Origin of the sequence: Pseudomonas siliginis (genome assembly GCF_024072275.1) — a bacterium.
GTDB lineage: Bacteria > Pseudomonadota > Gammaproteobacteria > Pseudomonadales > Pseudomonadaceae > Aquipseudomonas > Aquipseudomonas siliginis.
On the sequence record NZ_CP099598.1, the window covers coordinates 5,423,124 to 5,440,472 of the forward strand.

Genomic DNA, 17,349 nt, shown 5'->3' on the forward strand with positions numbered 1-17,349 from the left:
GGGATTTCTCCTGTTAGTGGGCAACCGCAGCAGCGCCGTGTTCATCGATCAACGCACCGTTGTGGAAACGGTCGATGGAGAAAGGTGCAGCCAATGGGTGCATTTCACCCTTGGCCAGACTCGCGGCAAACACGTTGCCCGAGCCAGGTGTGGCTTTGAAACCGCCGGTGCCCCAACCGCAGTTGAAGAACATGTTTGGTACCGGCGTCTTGGAAATGATCGGGCAGGCGTCCGGCGTGGTGTCGACGATACCGCCCCACTGGCGGTTCATACGTACCCGCGAGAGCACCGGGAACATCTCGACGATGGCCTGAATGGTGTGTTCGATCACCGGGTACGAACCACGCTGGCCGTAGCCGTTGTAGCCGTCGATACCGGCGCCGATCACCAGGTCGCCCTTGTCGGACTGGCTGATGTAACCGTGTACGGCGTTGGACATGATCACGCTGTCGATAATCGGCTTGATCGGCTCGGACACCAGCGCTTGCAGCGGGTGGGATTCGATCGGCAGGCGGAAACCGGCAAGCTTGGCCATGTGCCCGGAGTTACCGGCCGTCACCACGCCGACGCGCTTGGCGCCGATGAAACCCTTGTTGGTTTCGACGCCGATGCACACGCCGTTTTCCTTGCGGAAGCCGATCACTTCGGTCTGCTGGATCAGGTCCACGCCCAAGGCATCGGCGGCACGGGCGAAGCCCCAGGCCACGGCATCGTGTCGGGCGACGCCGCCGCGACGCTGCACGGTCGCGCCCATGATCGGGTAGCGGGTGTTTTTCGAGCAGTCCAGGTACGGAATTTCGTCCGCAACCTGCTTGGCGTCGAGCAGTTCGCCGTCGACGCCGTTGAGGCGGTTGGCGCTGACCCGACGCTCCGAATCACGGATGTCCTGCAGGGTGTGGCACAGGTTGTAGACGCCGCGCTGGGAGAACATCACGTTGTAGTTGAGATCCTGCGACAGGCCTTCCCACAATTTCATCGCGTGTTCGTAGAGGTGCGCCGACTCGTCCCACAGGTAGTTGGAGCGCACGATGGTGGTGTTGCGCGCGGTGTTACCGCCGCCCAGCCATCCCTTCTCGACCACGGCGACATTGGTGATGCCGTGCTCCTTGGCCAGATAGTAGGCCGTCGCCAGGCCGTGCCCGCCGCCGCCGACGATGACCACGTCGTAGACTTTTTTCGGGGTGGGCGTGCGCCACATGCGCTGCCAGTTTTCGTGGTGGCTGAGCGAGTGTTTGAACAGGCCGAAGCCGGAATAGCGTTGCATAGTCATTACTCCAAAACCGACTCAGCGATAAACCGGGAAGTCTGCGCACAGGGCCGAGACCTGCTGGGCGACATCGGCCTCGACATCGGCGTCGCCGAGGTTGTCGAGGATGTCGCAGATCCAGCCGGCGAGGGTTTCGCACTGGCTGACCTTGAAGCCGCGCGTGGTCACCGCCGGGGTGCCGATGCGCAGGCCCGAGGTCACGAACGGCGACTGCGGGTCGTTCGGCACGGCGTTCTTGTTCACGGTGATGTGGGCACGGCCCAGCGCGGCGTCGGCGTCCTTGCCGGTCAGGCCCTGACGGATCAGGCTGACCAGGAACAGATGGTTGTCGGTGCCGCCGGACACAACATCGTAGCCGCGCTTGATGAACACGCTGGCCATCGCCTGGGCGTTGTCGATCACTTGTTGCTGATAAGCCTTGAAGCCAGGCTCCAGTGCTTCCTTGAAGCACACCGCTTTACCGGCGATGACGTGCATCAGCGGGCCGCCCTGGGCACCGGGAAAAACGGCGGCGTTGAGCTTCTTCTCGATCTCTTCGTTGGACTTGGCCAGGATCAGCCCGCCACGCGGACCGCGCAGGGTCTTGTGCGTGGTGGTGGTGACCACGTCGGCGTACGGCAGCGGGTTCGGATACAGGCCAGCAGCGACCAGACCGGCGACGTGGGCCATGTCGACGAACAGCAGCGCACCGACCTTGTCGGCGATCTGACGGAAGCGCGGAAAGTCCAGAGTCTTCGAGTAAGCCGAGAAACCGGCAACGATCATTTTCGGTTTGCACTCGACGGCCAGACGCTCGACTTCGTCGTAGTCGATCAGTCCGGTGTCGGTGTTGATGCCGTACTGCACAGCGTTGTAGAGCTTGCCCGAGGACGACACTTTGGCGCCGTGGGTCAGGTGACCGCCGTGGGCCAGGCTCATGCCGAGGATAGTGTCACCCGGTTGGATCAGCGCCAGATACACGGCGCTGTTGGCCGAAGAACCGGAGTGCGGCTGGACGTTGGCGTAGTCGGCACCGAACAGTTGCTTGGCGCGTTCGATGGCCAGCGCTTCGACCTTGTCCACATGCTCGCAGCCACCGTAGTAGCGCTTGCCCGGATAGCCCTCGGCGTATTTGTTGGTGAGCCCGCTGCCTTGCGCCTGCATGACGCGCTTGCTGGTGTAGTTCTCCGACGCGATCAGCTCGATGTGATCTTCCTGACGTTGCTCCTCGGCATTCATCGCCGCCAGCAGTGCATCGTCGTAACCCTGGATCTGGTCTTGCTTGCTGAACATCGCGTCTCTCCCAGCGGCATCTGTGCGCCATTCGTCTCGGTAAGGCACTGGCAATGATGGCAGTGCCCTTTGATGCGATGGTATGACCGGCACAGACAGCTCAAATGCCTGCGGACGCCACGCAAAGGTGCGTTTACGACATGGCTGGAAATGACCTCTTCGAAACGCCGCAGATCCCCTGTGGGAGCGAGCCTGCTCGCGAAGAGGCCGGCACATCCGACATAGAAGTTGGCTGGCAGACCGCTTTCGCGAGCAGGCTCGCTCCCACAGGGGTCAGGCGATGATTTGGCGGATGGCAAGCAGCAGGAAGAAATGCGCGGGATACAGCGCATATGCCCAGCGCCGCATCGGTGGTGGCTGCAGATGTCGCCCATGTCGCAACAAGAACATTCCCAGCATCGGCGCAAACAGACACGTCGCCAGACCAAGCATCGCCACGCTGTTGCCGAACCGCGCCGATTCGAGCAGCACTTGCCATTGGTTCGCAGCCAGACAAACCAGCCCGGCCAACAGACTGAGATACCACGGCCGGCGAAAGACCAGCAGCATCGCCAACGGCAGCAGCACGCCGAAGAAACCGAACATCAGTCGTTCTGAAAAAACCATCGCGACCACCAGCGCGGCCAGTGCGAGCAATCGCGCCACCGACGCAGAGTCCTGCCAAGCGCGCGCCACCAGCAGGCCCAGCGCCAGCGTCGGCATCACGTTGAACGTGTCAGGGTCGTGGATATAAAAGCGATAAGGGATTTCGCTGATGGCGCTGAACAGCACCAGCCAGCCCAGATAGCGCCATTCCATTTTGCGCGAACCGTCTCGTGCCAGATTCGCCGCCATCGCCAGGCAAAACCATGGAAACGCCAATCGCCCGGGCACATACAACCAATCGGCGGAGAAGCCGACATATCGCAGGTGATCGAGCAACATGCTCAGCAACGCCAGCCACTTGAGCAGATCCAGAGCACCGTCGCGTTGGCTCAGGTGCATAATCGGCCCATAAACTGGTAATTTTCCCCACCCGACATCGCATGTGCTCCCCGGAAGATCTTCGGTAAAGTGCGCATCCTCATTGACCACGAGCCTTCACAAGAGTCTCGATTACGGAAGCCGGCCATGACCGACAAGAGCCAACAATTCGCCAGCGACAACTATTCCGGGATCTGCCCTGAAGCCTGGGCTGCCATGGAACAGGCCAACCACGGCCACCAGCGCGCTTACGGCGACGATGAATGGACCGCCCGCGCGGCCGATCATTTCCGCAAACTGTTCGAAACCGACTGCGAAGTGTTCTTCGCCTTCAACGGCACCGCCGCCAACTCGCTGGCCCTGTCGTCGCTGTGCCAGAGTTACCACAGCGTGATCTGCTCGGAAACCGCCCACGTCGAAACCGACGAATGCGGCGCTCCGGAATTCTTCTCCAACGGCTCGAAGCTGCTGATCGCCGGCACTGAAAACGGCAAGATCACCCCGCAATCGATCCGCGAAGTCGCACTCAAGCGTCAGGACATCCACTACCCGAAACCGCGCGTGGTGACCCTGACCCAGGCCACCGAAGTCGGCAGCGTCTACACCCCGGAAGAAGTCCGCGCCATCAGCGCAACCTGCAAGGAACTGGGCCTGCACCTGCACATGGACGGCGCACGGTTCTCCAACGCTTGCGCATTCCTCGGCTGCTCGCCCGCCGACCTGACCTGGAAAGCCGGCGTCGACGTGCTGTGTTTCGGCGGCACCAAGAACGGCATGGCGGTGGGTGAAGCGATCCTGTTCTTCAACCACAAACTGGCCGAAGACTTCGACTACCGCTGCAAGCAGGCCGGGCAACTGGCATCGAAGATGCGCTTTTTGTCGGCACCGTGGGTCGGCATTCTGGAAAACGACGCCTGGCTCAAATACGCCCGCCACGCCAACCACTGCGCGCAACTGCTGGCAGAACTGGTCAGCGACATTCCCGGCGTCGAACTGATGTTCCCGGTGCAGGCCAACGGCGTGTTCCTGCAACTGTCCGAGCCGGCCATCGCCGCGCTGACTGCAAAGAACTGGCGCTTCTACACCTTCATCGGCAAGGGCGGCGCACGTTTCATGTGCTCCTGGGACACCGAAGAAGAGCGCGTGCGCGAACTGGCGCGCGATATTCGCGAGGTCATGTCGGCCTGATTCCCCTCCCAAGTTGCATTCCCATGCTCAGCACGGGAATGCAACCCAGAGGCTGCGCGTCGCGGACCTGCATTTTCAGAATCGGCCTACACCAAGGCCTACAGAAAGCAAGAAAATCCCGCCATAGACTGCTTGCTCCCGATTCAAGGAGCGCACGCGATGGCAATTCCCGGCTACATGACGATCACGGGCAAGACCCAAGGGCTGATTTCGGCAGGCTGCTCAACGCCTGATTCGGTGGGCAACAGATATCAGGCGGCACACACCGATGAAATCATGGTGCTGTCGTACAGCCACAACCTCGCCAACCTCGACAACTCTCACCGAGCCACCCACGCGCCGGTCATTGTCACCAAAGTCGTCGACAAATCTTCACCGCTGCTGGCCCAGGCACTGGCCAACCGTGAAGAGATCGACTGCAAGATCAACTTCTACCGAACCTCCCCTCAGGGTCAGCAGGAAAAATACTTTTCTGTCTCGATCGACGGTGCGGTGCTCACCGAACTGAACCTGGATATGCCCCACGTCATTCTGCACAACGACGCGGAACCTCAGGAGCAGGTCGCCATTCGTTATCGTGGCATCAGCTGGGTGCATCACCTCGCCGGGACCAGCGGCCATGCCTCGTGGGGCGAAGAAGGTTGAGCGATCGGCGCCATGGTCTCAGCAACGTTCGACACGTTGCCGGCAAGCTGCTCGCACAGGCACAGACAGTCGGCTCACGTCATCTGGCATTCGGCAGTGCGCGCGTGCAGTTCAATCAGGAGGTCGCGCGCTTCGCCAAGGGCATTGTCGATGATGTCGCCAGCGGCCGCCTTTCAGCGGACATGGGCCTTGACGCCTTTGCACAGGAACAGCGTCATCTTCTGAACCAATCCAGAGTTCTGGTACGCGGCACCAAAGGTGCCGTTCCTGAAGCGGTGAAAAAACGCCCGTTATCGATGCTCAGGCAGCCTGCCTCGCGCTCCGATCCAGACAGGTTGCTGCGCGCGATTCATCAGCAGAACCTCAGGGTGGCGCGCGTTAATAACAGCAGCACCGCGCGCAGCCCTCACCCCGTCAACGACTTGAAGTTCTTCCCCAGCGAGCACTGGCCGCAAGATCGTCCGGCCCCATCGGAGCCGGGTTTTTACATCGTGCAGAAAAGTATTGTCGCCGAGAAGCTTGAGGCACAACTGCTCCCCTCCGCCAACCCGAATGTCATCGCCAGATTCAGAAGTTTGAATCCGACCCCGGACATGATTAAAGCCGGTTCGATGATCGTGCTGAGCGACCCTGACAATCAGCAATGCACATACGAGGAAGCATTGCTGATGCAGACCGCGCGTTTCGTCAGTGCGACGCTGGAACCGCTGACCGTGGAAGAAGCGGATTTCATGGCGCAGCACTATGGCGTGATCCAGACCGCACTCGCCTATGAATCAAAAGTGATCGGAGTCGTCACGGCCATGGCAGCCAATCATCTGGATGGCATAAAAAATGTTCTCGCAGATCTTGAGAAGTTGCATGTTCAAACGCTGGACGTAAAAGGCCACCGGGTCTCTGAAGAATTCATAAACAAGCGTGACCAATTACTCAAAAAGCTGGACGTCCAACTCAATCGGTTCACCCGGCAGAGTATGGGCATACCCGATTACCCGAGCCTGAAGACCAGTCTAGGCATTGATCATCCCTATCTTGTGCACCGCTGGCGAAAAGCCGGCGGAATCGGCCAGAACCCAGGTTATGCCACGCATATTCGGGCAGTCAGCCAAGCATCACAGTACGTTAAATATGGCGGCTGGATCGGTACAGCGGTGGGTGGTGGCGCCTCCGCCTTAAAGGTGCAGGATGTCTGCATGCACGGAAGCGCGGAGTCATGTGAAAAGGTGAAGTTCACGGAAACCGGAAGCTTTATGGGTGGTGTGGGTGGCGGAATGGTTGCCGGCGCGCTCGTAAGCTTGACTGCCTCAACGATTTGCGTAGGCGCTGGCCTCCCGACAGGCGGGCTTGGCACTGTACTTTGCAGTGCGCTACTGGCAGGACTCGGAAATTATGCCGGCGGGACTTTGGGCGAGAAAGGCGGCGAACGGATCGCACAGAAAGTATACGAGGCTGTTAAATGACTCTTCGTACTTCAGAGAAAATATTCTTGTTGATTGGTATTGTAGACTTCGTCGGCATATTTACTTTGATAGGAGTGATGTTGTATGTCGCGAAAACAAAGACCGAAATCATATTGGACCATCTAACAAACAGTTCTATTTCGAGCAGACTGATAATGCTTTGGCACGGAGGTCCTTGGGGCAAAATCTACATGATGGGAGAAGTGTTCGACATCATGCGAAACCCTGAATTTTACATTCACACAGGAAAGCTTTGCGCGAAAGACTTCGAAAACTTCCCCAAAAAACTGAAAAAGAACCTGATTATTTTATACAAACTGGTTTTCATTTTTTTTGCAATTATGATGTGCCTGGGAATAAGCTCATCCGTAGATCAAATTAACAATATCGTAAAAGATCCAATTGTGATCATGACGCTGGTGAGTTTCACAGGTCTTTTAGTGGTAAATGGAATTTTACTTTATACCGCCAAGAGAAGACTGGAAACGATCCTAAATAGCCTGAAACGCAGTTCAATCACATCGTCTTTGCTCATGTTATGGCAAGCGGGCCTGGGGGGACGTATTTATATGTTGGGTGAAATTTTCGGCATCCTCAAAAAACCCGCACGGTACATTTCCCAAGGCAAAGTCAGCGCAAGAGACGTTAAGAATTTCCCGCCAACACTCAAACGCGACCTGCTCAAACTGAATAAATACCAGCAAATATTTGGCTTTGCCTTTGTGGGCTTCGGCCTGCTCGCTTTGTTCGGGCTGATTTGAAATTGCACTTTCCCGGTCGATCTCCTCATTTAGGAGATCGACCCAAGTTCATGCCTATTTAAAACTCAATCCGCACATCCCCCTTCGGCACGCTGCAGCACGACAGGATAAACCCTTCCGCCTCGTCGTCCTCGGTAATCCCGCCGTTGTGTTCCATCTCCACTTCGCCGCCCAGTTTCATCACCTTGCATGTCCCGCAAATGCCCATGCCGCAGGCTTTCGGGATCATCAGGCCGAGCTTGGCGGCGGCTGCGTGTACGGTTTCGCCCGGGCCGACGCGAATGCTTTTGCCGGAGGCGGTGAATTCCACCTGATGCAGATCCGCGGCGTCGATTTCCGGCGCATCGGCGGCTTGTTCGGCCTGTTCAACTGCGTCGGCGCGCGCCTCGGGTGGCGTGGCGCCGAAGGATTCTTCGTGGTAGCGCGACATGTCGTAGCCGGCCGCTTCCAGCAGGCGTTTGACCGCGGTCATGTACGGCGTCGGGCCGCAGCAGAACACTTCGCGTTCGAGGAAGTCCGGGACCATCAGTTCGAGCATCTTGTGATTCAGATAACCGCGATAACCGGCCCATGGCTCACCGAGGCCGTGCTTTTCACAGATCAGGTGCAGGCTGAAGTTATCGATCCGCGAAGCCATGTGCTCGAGTTCGCGGTGGTAAATGATGTCTTTCGGCGACCGTGCGCTGTGCACGAAGGTCATGTCGACGTTGGCGTTGGTGTCGTAGAACCAGCGCGCCATCGACATGCACGGGGTGATGCCGACGCCGCCGCTCAGGTAGAGGACTTTCGGGCTCGGGAAGTCGATGGCGTTGAACAGCCCGACCGGGCCATGCACCGCCAGCTCCTGACCTTCATGCAAAGTGTCGTGCAACCAGTTGGAGACCTTGCCGCCCGGCACGCGTTTGATCGTCACCGAAAAGCTGTACGGCACCGACGGCGAGCTGGAGATGGTGTAGGAGCGCATGATCGGCTGGCCTTCGATTTCCAGCTCCAGGGTGACGAACTGCCCCGGCTTGAAGAAGAACAGGATCGGCTGGTCGGCCATAAAGCAGAAGGTGCGCACATCCCAGGTTTCCTGGATGACTTTGACGCAACGGACAATGTGTCGGCCATTGGCCCAGGTCTGGGTGGTGACCGGATTCAGGAAGCTGTTGGACATGCTGTTCTCCACGGCCGACTGTCGGCCTCTTGTCGGCGATTCTGCGTATAGCGCAGACCGTGCATTTACCTATCCGCGACATTGACATACTTATCGCGACCAGCCCTTGAACACCGGGGCTTGCGCGTCGGGAACAGATTGCGCCATGTCGCGCATGGATAAGGTTCCCCCCAGCGCCGGCCCCACACTCGCCCCAACACAAGACGACTTCTTTACACCTTGCGTAGCAACCGTTTTGCAGCACACCTGATCAGCCACTTTCGCCGGCCACGCAGAGGGCCATGAGGATTACATCGATGGACGTCACCGCAAAAATAAGCCTGGGCGATCCGCTGGAACCCGCACGCAAGGCCACCGCACAAATGCTGCAGGAGCGCGAGCGCACCTTTTCCCTGCCGCAACCGTTCTACAGCGACGAGCGCCTGTTCGATATCGATATGCAGGAGATCTTCCAAAAGGAATGGTTGATCGCCGGCATGACCTGCGAGATCCCGGCCAAGGGCAACTACCTGACCCTGCAGGTCGGCAAGAACCCGATCATCGTCATTCGTGGCGCCGAGGGCGTTGTGCACGCGTTCCACAACGTCTGCCGCCACCGTGGCTCGCGCCTGTGCACCAGTGAAAAAGGCAAAGTCGCCAAACTGGTCTGCCATTACCACCAGTGGACTTACGAACTGGACGGTCGCCTGCTGTTCGCCGGCACCGAGATGGGCGCCGACTTCGACATGAAGCAGTACGGCCTGAAACCGGTGAACGTGAAAACCGCTGGCGGATACATCTTCATCAGCCTGGCAGAGAACCCCCCGGCCATCGATGACTTCCTGTCGACGCTCAACCATTACATGGAACCGTACGACATGGAGAACACCAAGGTGGCGATCACCACCACCTTGATGGAAAAGGCCAACTGGAAACTGGTGCTGGAAAACAACCGCGAGTGCTACCACTGCAACGCATCGCACCCGGAACTGTTGAAAACCCTGCTGGAATGGGACGACGTCACCGACCCGCGCGCCGATCAGGCGTTCAAGGATCACGTCGCCGCTTCCGCCGCTGCCTGGGAAGCGGAAAAGATCCCTTACGCTCACGCCAGTTTCGGCTTGCGCAACCGTATCGTGCGCATGCCGCTGCTCAAGGGCACCGTGTCGATGACCCTCGACGGCAAACAGGGCTGCGCCAAACTGATGGGCCGCATCAAGAACCCGGACCTGGGCTCGATGCGCATCCTGCACCTGCCGCACTCGTGGAACCACTGCATGGGCGATCACATCATCGTCTTCACCGTGTGGCCGATCAGCGCTCAGGAAACCATGGTCACCACCAAGTGGCTGGTGCACAAGGATGCGGTGGAAGGTGTCGATTACGACGTCGAGCGCATGCGCCAGGTGTGGGACGCGACCAACGATCAGGACCGGCGTCTGGCTGAGGAAAACCAGCGCGGGATCAACTCCACCGCTTACCAGCCGGGGCCTTACTCGAAGACCTATGAATTCGGCGTGGTCAACTTCGTCGACTGGTACAGCGAGCGGATGTTGAACAACCTCGGGGCTGAGCCTGCGCCTTACCTCAAAGGTGTACCGGTTCAGGGCTGATCAGAAGCAAAAGATCGCAGCCTGCGGCGGCTCCTACAGGTGGAATGCATTCCCCTGTGGGAGCGAGCCTGCTCGCGAAGGCGTCCTGACCCACGCTACATCTTTCAGTTGATCAATTTCCGACCAATCACCCCCGCCCCCATACCCATCAAGCCCTCCAGCCTTCCGCAAACAAGTTATCCACATACCCGCCCACAGCAAATGGGGGTAACTGTGGATGAGTCAAAAAATATCTTGCTGATTTGCAAAGAAAAACCGTGACTTATTCTGAATCACAGTTTCTGAAAACGATCGGTCGTTTTTTGATCAACGCCATGCAGGCCACGGTTTCCAAGGTCTCCAGCGGGTAGCGAACACGTTATCCACAGAAGCGCCAACAGAGTTCGGGGACAACTTTGAATCTTCTGTGGAAAACACCTATGACTGGGGAAAACCCCTTCGTCTTAACAGCTCTCGGCGCCCGGGGATCACATTTGATCAATAATTGATCAAACCCATGTAACGCCTGCTCCATATGGCGTACAGCTGATAGCGAACATCTTATCCACAGAAGCGCCAACAGAGATTGGGGGCAACTTCTCGATTAATACCGAGGGAAAAGCCCGTTAAATCCGTGAGTTACGCTGATCGTTTTTTGATCTTATGGCTGGAAGGCTTGAATGGCGTGGGGTACGAGCAAGGGCGAACACGTTATCCACAGCTTCGCCAACAGCGATTGTGGGTAAGCAGTAAAGATTGGCTGTGGAGAAATGCCAATGTGGGAGCGAGCCTGCTCGCGAATGCGTCGGGTCAGTCGATGCATGTGTCGGCTGACAGTGCGCTTTCGCGAGCAGGCTCGCTCCCACAGAGGTTATTCCATGCCTGGAAGAGGGTGACTAGCGGACAACGCCCTCTTCAATAAGCAACTTCAGAATCGCCTCCGCCCCGGCCTGCGCGGTGACGCCTTTGAGCACCTGCCCACCGCCACCACTGGCCTTAGCTGTCGCTGCTTTCATCCGGTCGGCGCCGCTCTTGGCCTTGATCACCTTCAAGCGCTTGGGTCGTGGCTTGGCCGGTTGCAGCGTGGCGACGGCCAACAATTGGTCCTCAACAACTTCAACGTCATCGGCGGCCAATTCGCCCCGTCGTGCCGGGCCGTACGCGCTCTGCCGAGGCTTCGGGGCGGCGTTATCCACAGTCGCCAGAAACGGCAGTTTCACCTTCAAGCGGCGTCGCTGCCCGCGCGGCAACGCTTGCAGAACCAGCGCCGAACCGTCAGCGATCGATTCGACCTGCGCCAGGCCCACCACCAGCGGCCAGCCCAGACCTTCGGCCAGCAGGAACGGCAACATCCCCGAACCTTCCCCGGTTTCCGCCTGACTGCCGGTCAGCACCACTTGCGCCCCGGCGTCGCGCAGGTACGCGGTCAGCGCCGGCAAGGCATCGGCGCCGGCGGGTTGTTCCAGCACATGCAGTTGTTCCAGGCCCATGCCCAGATAGGCACGCAGGGCCGGTTCGGCAACATCACCGGCATGCAGCACTTGCAGGTTATCCCCAGCCAATTGCAGGCCCAGTTCCACCGCGCGCGCATCCTGATCGGCGCGCCGTGGCCGACCTGAGGTCGGGTGAGCGCCGATTGAAACCAGACTGATAACGTTCGTGTTCATAGGGTTTCCTTACGCCGCATCGCGCTTGGCTTCGTTGCGGTAAGCCGCGACCGCTTCGATCAACGCTTGCAGAATCTCTGCGCTTTCGCCGATCACCGAGAGGTCGGCACGCTTGATCATGTCGCAACCCGGATCGAGGTTGATCGCCACCACCTTGTCGCAGGCGCCAATGCCTTGCAGGTGCTGGATTGCGCCAGAGATACCCACAGCCACATAGACCCGCGCGGTGACCCAGGTGCCGGACGCGCCGACCTGACGATCGCGCGCCATGAAGCCGTCGTCCACCGCCACCCGCGAAGCGCCTTCGGTGGCGCCGAGGGCTGCTGCCGTTTCGTGAAACAGCTGCCAATCCTTGACGCCGTTGCCGCCGGAAAAAATGAACTCCGCTTCGGCCATCGGAATCGCTGCCGGATCCACCGCCACGGCACCAAGATCTTCGATTCGCGACAAGCTGCGCGCGACGCTTGTGGATAACTCCACTGGCAACGCTTCGTGACGAGTTTCGCTGACCGGTTCTGCGCATTCGGCAGCGGCGAGAATCAACCGCGCCACCGGACGCGCCAGATCTTGCAATCCGGCCCCGGCGCGGCCGATGCACTCCTGATCCTTGACCTGCCAGACCCGCGTGGCCGGACGCTCACCCAGCGCTGCAGCAAAGCGTCGGCCGAGTTCGCCGCCACCGCTGCGGCTGTCCGGCAGCAACCAGTGACGCGGGTTGAATTGGTTATCCACAGCGCGCAAGCCCTGCACCCGTTGTTCCGGTGCATAACCGCTGAATTCATCGCCTTCGAGCAGCAACAGGCGATCGACGCCAGCGGTCTCGAAAGCGCTTTCCTTATGCTCGCCGAACACCACGGCGAGCACCGCACCATCGGTGCCGGCCAGTTGGTGAGCAAGGCCGAGCAGATCGCGGTCGTGGCTGCTCAGGCGACCACCGACCATATCCGGCACCACACTGATGTAGAACGCCGGGGCCGGTACCTGACGCAGCGGCAACTGCACTTCAACAGCAGCCGAGCGTTTGACCGCCCCACCCTGCTGCGCGCCGCTGCGGTCAATGCGTTTGATGCCGTTGGGGCCGATAAAACCCATGCCGTGCAGATTCTTGCGGATGACGCCATTGGGACCCATCCAGCTGTGTTGCGCCGGTTGCATCGCCGCGTGCAGCGGATGCAGGCGGTTGCGCGCAATCCATTCGGCGCGCGGGTCGCGGCGGATAATGTCGCTCATCAGTGCACCTCCGCAGGTTCACGTTTGGCCGGCGTGGCAGGCTTGCTTGGCGCGGCGTCTTCGAGCAGCGCGTCGGCCACCAGTTCGGCGATGTCCTTGATCAGCGGACGCGGTTCGACCACGCCTTCGAGCATCGCCGTGCACTGTGGACAACCCACCGCCACCAGTTCGGCGCCGGTTTCGCGGATGTCTTCCATGCGCATGTCGGGGATGCGCTGCTTGCCCGGAATGTCAGTGATCGGCGCGCCGCCACCGCCGCCGCAGCAGCGCGAGCGGAAGCCGGACCGTTGCATCTCTTTGACTTCAATGCCGAGCGCGCGCAGCACTTCGCGCGGCGCTTCGTACTCGCCGTTGTAGCGGCCCAGGTAGCACGGATCGTGATAGGTCACGCTATTGCCTTTGTGCTGCCCGAGGTTGAGCGCGCCGGCCTGAATGATCTCGGCCATGTAGGTGCTGTGGTGCTGCACCAGATAGTTGCCGTCGAAGGCGCCGTACTCGTTTTTCAGCACATGGAAACTGTGCGGATCGCAGGTGACGATGCGGTTGAAGCTGTATTTGGCCAATGTCTGGATATTGCGTTTGGCGAGCTGCTGGAACGTTGCTTCGTCGCCGAGACGGCGGGCCACATCTCCGCTGTCGCGCTCCTCAAGACCGAGTACGGCGAAGTCGACTTTCGCTGCCTTCAGCACTTTGACGAAGGCACGCAAGGTGCGCTGGTTGCGCATGTCGAAGGCGCCGTCGCCGACCCAGAAGAGCACGTCGGTGGATTTCTTTTCGCTGAGCAGAGTGAGGTTCAGGTCCGCTGCCCAGTTCATCCGCCCGCCCGGGGCGAAACCGCCGGGGTTGTCGGTTGCAATAAGGTTCTCGAGAACTTCGGCACCCTTGTTCGGCGTCGCGCCTTTTTCCAGGGTCAGATGCCGGCGCATGTCGACGATCGCATCGACGTGCTCGATCATCATCGGGCACTCCTCGACGCAGGCGCGGCACGTGGTGCATGACCACAGGGTTTCAGCATCGACCAGACCGTTGACGATCGGTTGGTGCGGATTGCCGCCATGCTCGCCGATCGGTTTGCCTGGATACGGGCTGCCGGCGAACTTCGCGTCAGTGCCGCCGGCGAGGCCGACGACCATGTCCTGAATCAGTTTTTTCGGGTTCAGCGGCTGGCCGGCGGCGAAAGCCGGGCACGCTGCTTCGCACTTGCCGCACTGCACGCAGGCGTCGAAACCGAGCAACTGGTTCCAAGTGAAATCCTTGGGTTTTTCCACGCCCAGCGGCGCATCGGGATTGTTCAGGTCCAGCGGTTTCAAACCGGTCGAGCGCCCGCCGCCGAAACGTTCCGGGCGACGGTGCCAGGCCAGGTGCAGCGCTCCGGCAAAGGCGTGCTTCATCGGCCCGCCCCAGGTCATGCCGAAGAACAGCTCCGACACGCCCCACAGCACGCCAACACCGAGGATGGCGGCGAGCACCCAACCGCCGAAGTTTTCCGGCAGGATTCCCGCCACCGGCAGGGTCACCAGGAAAAACGACGCGGAGAAGGCCAGCAGGCTTTTCGGCAGGCGCATCCACGGGCCTTTCGACAGACGCGCAGGTGGATTGACCCGGCGCAGATACATGAAGATCGCGCCGACAAACATCACCGCCGACATCAGCAGCAAGGCGTAGCCAAGGATGCGGTTATGCAGGCCGAAACCGTGCACCAGAATGGCCAGCACAATCGACGCCACCGCACCGCCCGCCGTGGCGACGTGGGTGTTGGCAATGTATTTGTCCCGCGCGACGACGTGGTGCAGGTCGACCATGTAGCGCTTGGGCATGGCCAGCAGACCGCCGAGCAGATCGACCTTCGCCGCCCGCCCCCGGCGCCACATGTTCATCCGCCGCAACGCGCCGAGGACAGCAAGGCCCAGGGCTGCGAACAACAGGATTGGAAGAAGGGTGTTCAACATGGTGAAGCTCCCACCAGACAGCCTGGAGAAACACGATCCGCTTTACTGTGGGAGCGAGCCTGCTCGCGAAAGCGCTGGGTCAGTCGACATCAGCGTCAACTGACAGATAGCATTCGCGAGCAGGCTCGCTCCCACAGGGTTATGTGCAAGCCTTAAAAGTCTTTACACAGTCTGAGTGCGTCATAGATCGCGGCGTGGGTATTACGCTGCGCCACGCAGTCGCCGATGCGGAACAGCAAGTAGCCGTCGCCCGCTTCGCTCAGCGAAGGTTGCGGCTGGATCGCGAACAGCGCTTCGACGTCGATCTGGCCCTTGTTGCGCGAGCCGTCCTTGAGCGCGTAGTAGATTTCCTCGTCCGGGCGTACGCCGTTTTCGACGACCACCTGATCGACGACCCGCTCCTCTTTCGCGCCGGTGTATTCGTTCTCCAGCACCGCGATCAGCTTGTCGCCTTCGCGGTAGACCTTCTCCAGCATCATGTCGCCGGTCATGATCACTTCTTTCGGGTACATGCTGCGGTAATAGGTCGGGAACGACGTGCCGCCGATGGCCACGCCCGGTTTGATGTCGTCGGTGACGATCTCGACCTGGCTGCCCTTGTCGGCGAGGAAGTCGGCGACCGACATGCCGGTGAACTCGCAAATGGTGTCGTAGACCAGCACGTTCTTGCCCGGCGCAACCTTGCCGTCGAGCACGTCCCAGCTGCTGACCACCAGCCCTTCGGCCGCGCCCCAGTGTTCGTTCTGCTCAAGGTACGGATGACCGCCGACCGCCAGCACCACCACGTCCGGACGCAGGTCCATGATGGTGTCGGCATCCGCCGCCGTGCCCAGGCGCAGATCGACTTTCAGCCGCGCCAGTTCCAGCTGGAACCAGCGAGTGATGCCGGCGATCTGGTCACGCTGCGGTGCTTTCGATGCGGTGGTGATCTGCCCGCCGATGAAGTCTTTTTTCTCGAACAGCGTGACGTCGTGGCCCCGCTCGGCAGCCACGCGTGCGGCTTCCATCCCGGCCGGGCCGGCACCGACGATCACCACTTTGCGTTTCGGCCCGGTGGATTTCTCGATGATGTGCGGCACGCCCATGTATTCACGGGAGGTCGCGGCGTTCTGGATGCACAGCACGTCCAGGCCCTGATACTGGCGGTCGATGCAATAGTTGGCGCCGACGCACTGCTTGATCTGGTCGATCTGGCCCATCTTGATCTTGGCGATCAGGTGCGGGTCGGCGATGTGCGCGCGGGTCATGCCGACCATGTCGACGTAACCGCCTTCAAGGATGCGCGTGGCCTGGTTCGGGTCCTTGATGTTCTGCGCGTGCAGCACCGGCACCTTGACCACTTCCTTGATCCCGGCAGCCAGATGCAGGAACGGCTCCGGTGGATAACTCATGTTCGGAATGACGTTGGCCAGGGTGTTGTGGGTGTCGCAACCCGAGCCGACCACGCCGATGAAGTCGAGCATGCCGGTGTCGTCGTAATACTTGGCGATCTGCTTCATGTCCTCGTGGGACAAGCCGTCCGGGTGGAACTCGTCACCGCACAGGCGCATGCCCACGCAGAAATCGTCACCGACCTCGGCGCGCACGGCTTTGAGGACTTCCAGGCCGAACTTCATCCGCCCTTCGAAGGTGCCGCCCCATTCGTCGGTACGCTTGTTGACGCGCGGGCTCCAGAACTGGTCGATCATGTGCTGGTGCACTGCCGACAGTTCGACACCATCAAGGCCACCGGCCTTGGCCCGGCGCGCCGCCTGAGCGTAGTTGCCGATCACCCGCCAGATCTCTTCCGGCTCGATGGTTTTGCAAGTGGCGCGGTGCACCGGTTCACGGATGCCCGAGGGCGACATCAAGGTCGGCCAGTTGAAGCCGTCCCAGCGCGAGCGACGGCCCATGTGGGTAATCTGGATCATGATCTTGGCGCCATGCTTGTGCATGGCGTCGGCCAGATTCTGGAAGTGCGGAATGATCCGGTCGGTGGACAGATTGACCGAACTCCACCATTCCTGCGGGCTGTCGATCGCCACCACGGACGAACCGCCACAGATGGCCAGGCCGATGCCGCCCTTGGCTTTCTCTTCGTAGTATTTGACGTAGCGGTCGGTGGTCATGCCACCGTCAGTCGCATAGACCTCGGCGTGCGCGGTGCTGAGCACGCGGTTGCGGATGGTCAGTTTGCCGATCTGGATCGGCTGGAACATTGCTTCGAAAGCCATGGCA

At 60.1% G+C, this 17,349-nt stretch carries 13 protein-coding genes; 5 read left to right on the top strand and 8 right to left on the bottom strand.

The window, feature by feature from the left end; translation table 11 throughout:
- Positions 1 to 13: 13 nt before the first annotated feature.
- From NF676_RS24955 to NF676_RS24965, 3 genes are all read right to left on the bottom strand, one after another.
- Positions 14 to 1,264 (bottom strand): sarcosine oxidase subunit beta, encoded by a 1,251-nt coding sequence (locus NF676_RS24955; RefSeq protein ID WP_016772829.1) that lies wholly within the window; start codon positions 1,262 to 1,264, stop codon positions 14 to 16.
- A gap of 21 nt (positions 1,265 to 1,285) precedes the next feature.
- On the bottom strand, positions 1,286 to 2,539 hold the full coding sequence (gene glyA, locus NF676_RS24960; protein ID WP_252886907.1) for a serine hydroxymethyltransferase: 1,254 nt from the start codon (positions 2,537 to 2,539) through the stop codon (positions 1,286 to 1,288).
- Between the two features lie 273 nt (positions 2,540 to 2,812).
- On the bottom strand, positions 2,813 to 3,523 hold the full coding sequence (locus NF676_RS24965) for a TraX family protein (RefSeq protein WP_252886908.1): 711 nt from the start codon (positions 3,521 to 3,523) through the stop codon (positions 2,813 to 2,815).
- Positions 3,524 to 3,649: 126 nt separating this feature from the next.
- On the opposite strand from NF676_RS24965, the gene NF676_RS24970 reads away from it, so the two are divergent.
- The 4 genes from NF676_RS24970 to NF676_RS24985 all read left to right on the top strand — a co-directional run bounded on the left by NF676_RS24970 (position 3,650) and on the right by NF676_RS24985 (position 7,556).
- Positions 3,650 to 4,690, top strand: a complete 1,041-nt coding sequence (locus NF676_RS24970; protein ID WP_016772826.1) for a threonine aldolase family protein — start codon at positions 3,650 to 3,652, stop codon at positions 4,688 to 4,690.
- 159 nt (positions 4,691 to 4,849) lie between these two features.
- On the top strand, positions 4,850 to 5,335 hold the full coding sequence (locus NF676_RS24975) for an Hcp family type VI secretion system effector (protein WP_056786550.1): 486 nt from the start codon (positions 4,850 to 4,852) through the stop codon (positions 5,333 to 5,335).
- 104 nt (positions 5,336 to 5,439) lie between these two features.
- Positions 5,440 to 6,795: a hypothetical protein gene (locus NF676_RS24980; RefSeq protein WP_252886909.1), complete on the top strand. Its 1,356-nt coding sequence runs from the start codon at positions 5,440 to 5,442 to the stop codon at positions 6,793 to 6,795.
- Complete coding sequence (locus NF676_RS24985; RefSeq protein ID WP_252886910.1) at positions 6,792 to 7,556, top strand: hypothetical protein; 765 nt, start codon at positions 6,792 to 6,794, stop codon at positions 7,554 to 7,556. Before NF676_RS24980 ends, NF676_RS24985 begins: the two co-directional genes overlap by 4 nt.
- Positions 7,557 to 7,614: 58 nt before the next feature.
- Here NF676_RS24985 and gbcB read toward each other — a convergent pair whose 3' ends face one another.
- Entirely contained in the window at positions 7,615 to 8,715 is a 1,101-nt protein-coding gene (gbcB, locus tag NF676_RS24990) for a glycine betaine monooxygenase reductase subunit (RefSeq protein ID WP_016772824.1), read from the bottom strand.
- Positions 8,716 to 9,011: 296 nt separating this feature from the next.
- Between gbcB and gbca the strand changes: the two genes are divergently transcribed.
- Entirely contained in the window at positions 9,012 to 10,307 is a 1,296-nt protein-coding gene (gene gbca / locus NF676_RS24995) for a glycine betaine monooxygenase oxygenase subunit (protein ID WP_016772823.1), read from the top strand.
- 875 nt (positions 10,308 to 11,182) lie between these two features.
- Here the strand turns inward: gbca and etfB are convergent.
- From etfB to dgcA, 4 genes are all read right to left on the bottom strand, one after another.
- Positions 11,183 to 11,953 carry an electron transfer flavoprotein subunit beta gene (gene etfB / locus NF676_RS25000; RefSeq protein WP_016772821.1) on the bottom strand — a complete coding sequence of 257 codons (771 nt, stop codon included), beginning with the start codon at positions 11,951 to 11,953 and terminating at the stop codon, positions 11,183 to 11,185.
- Between the two features lie 9 nt (positions 11,954 to 11,962).
- Positions 11,963 to 13,183 (bottom strand): electron transfer flavoprotein subunit alpha, encoded by a 1,221-nt coding sequence (etfA, locus tag NF676_RS25005; RefSeq protein ID WP_252879020.1) that lies wholly within the window; start codon positions 13,181 to 13,183, stop codon positions 11,963 to 11,965.
- Positions 13,183 to 15,132 carry a dimethylglycine demethylation protein DgcB gene (gene dgcB / locus NF676_RS25010; protein ID WP_252886911.1) on the bottom strand — a complete coding sequence of 650 codons (1,950 nt, stop codon included), beginning with the start codon at positions 15,130 to 15,132 and terminating at the stop codon, positions 13,183 to 13,185. Before dgcB ends, etfA begins: the two co-directional genes overlap by 1 nt.
- Before the next feature lie 152 nt (positions 15,133 to 15,284).
- On the bottom strand, positions 15,285 to 17,345 hold the full coding sequence (dgcA, locus tag NF676_RS25015) for a dimethylglycine demethylation protein DgcA (protein ID WP_024014595.1): 2,061 nt from the start codon (positions 17,343 to 17,345) through the stop codon (positions 15,285 to 15,287).
- Positions 17,346 to 17,349 lie beyond the last annotated feature (4 nt).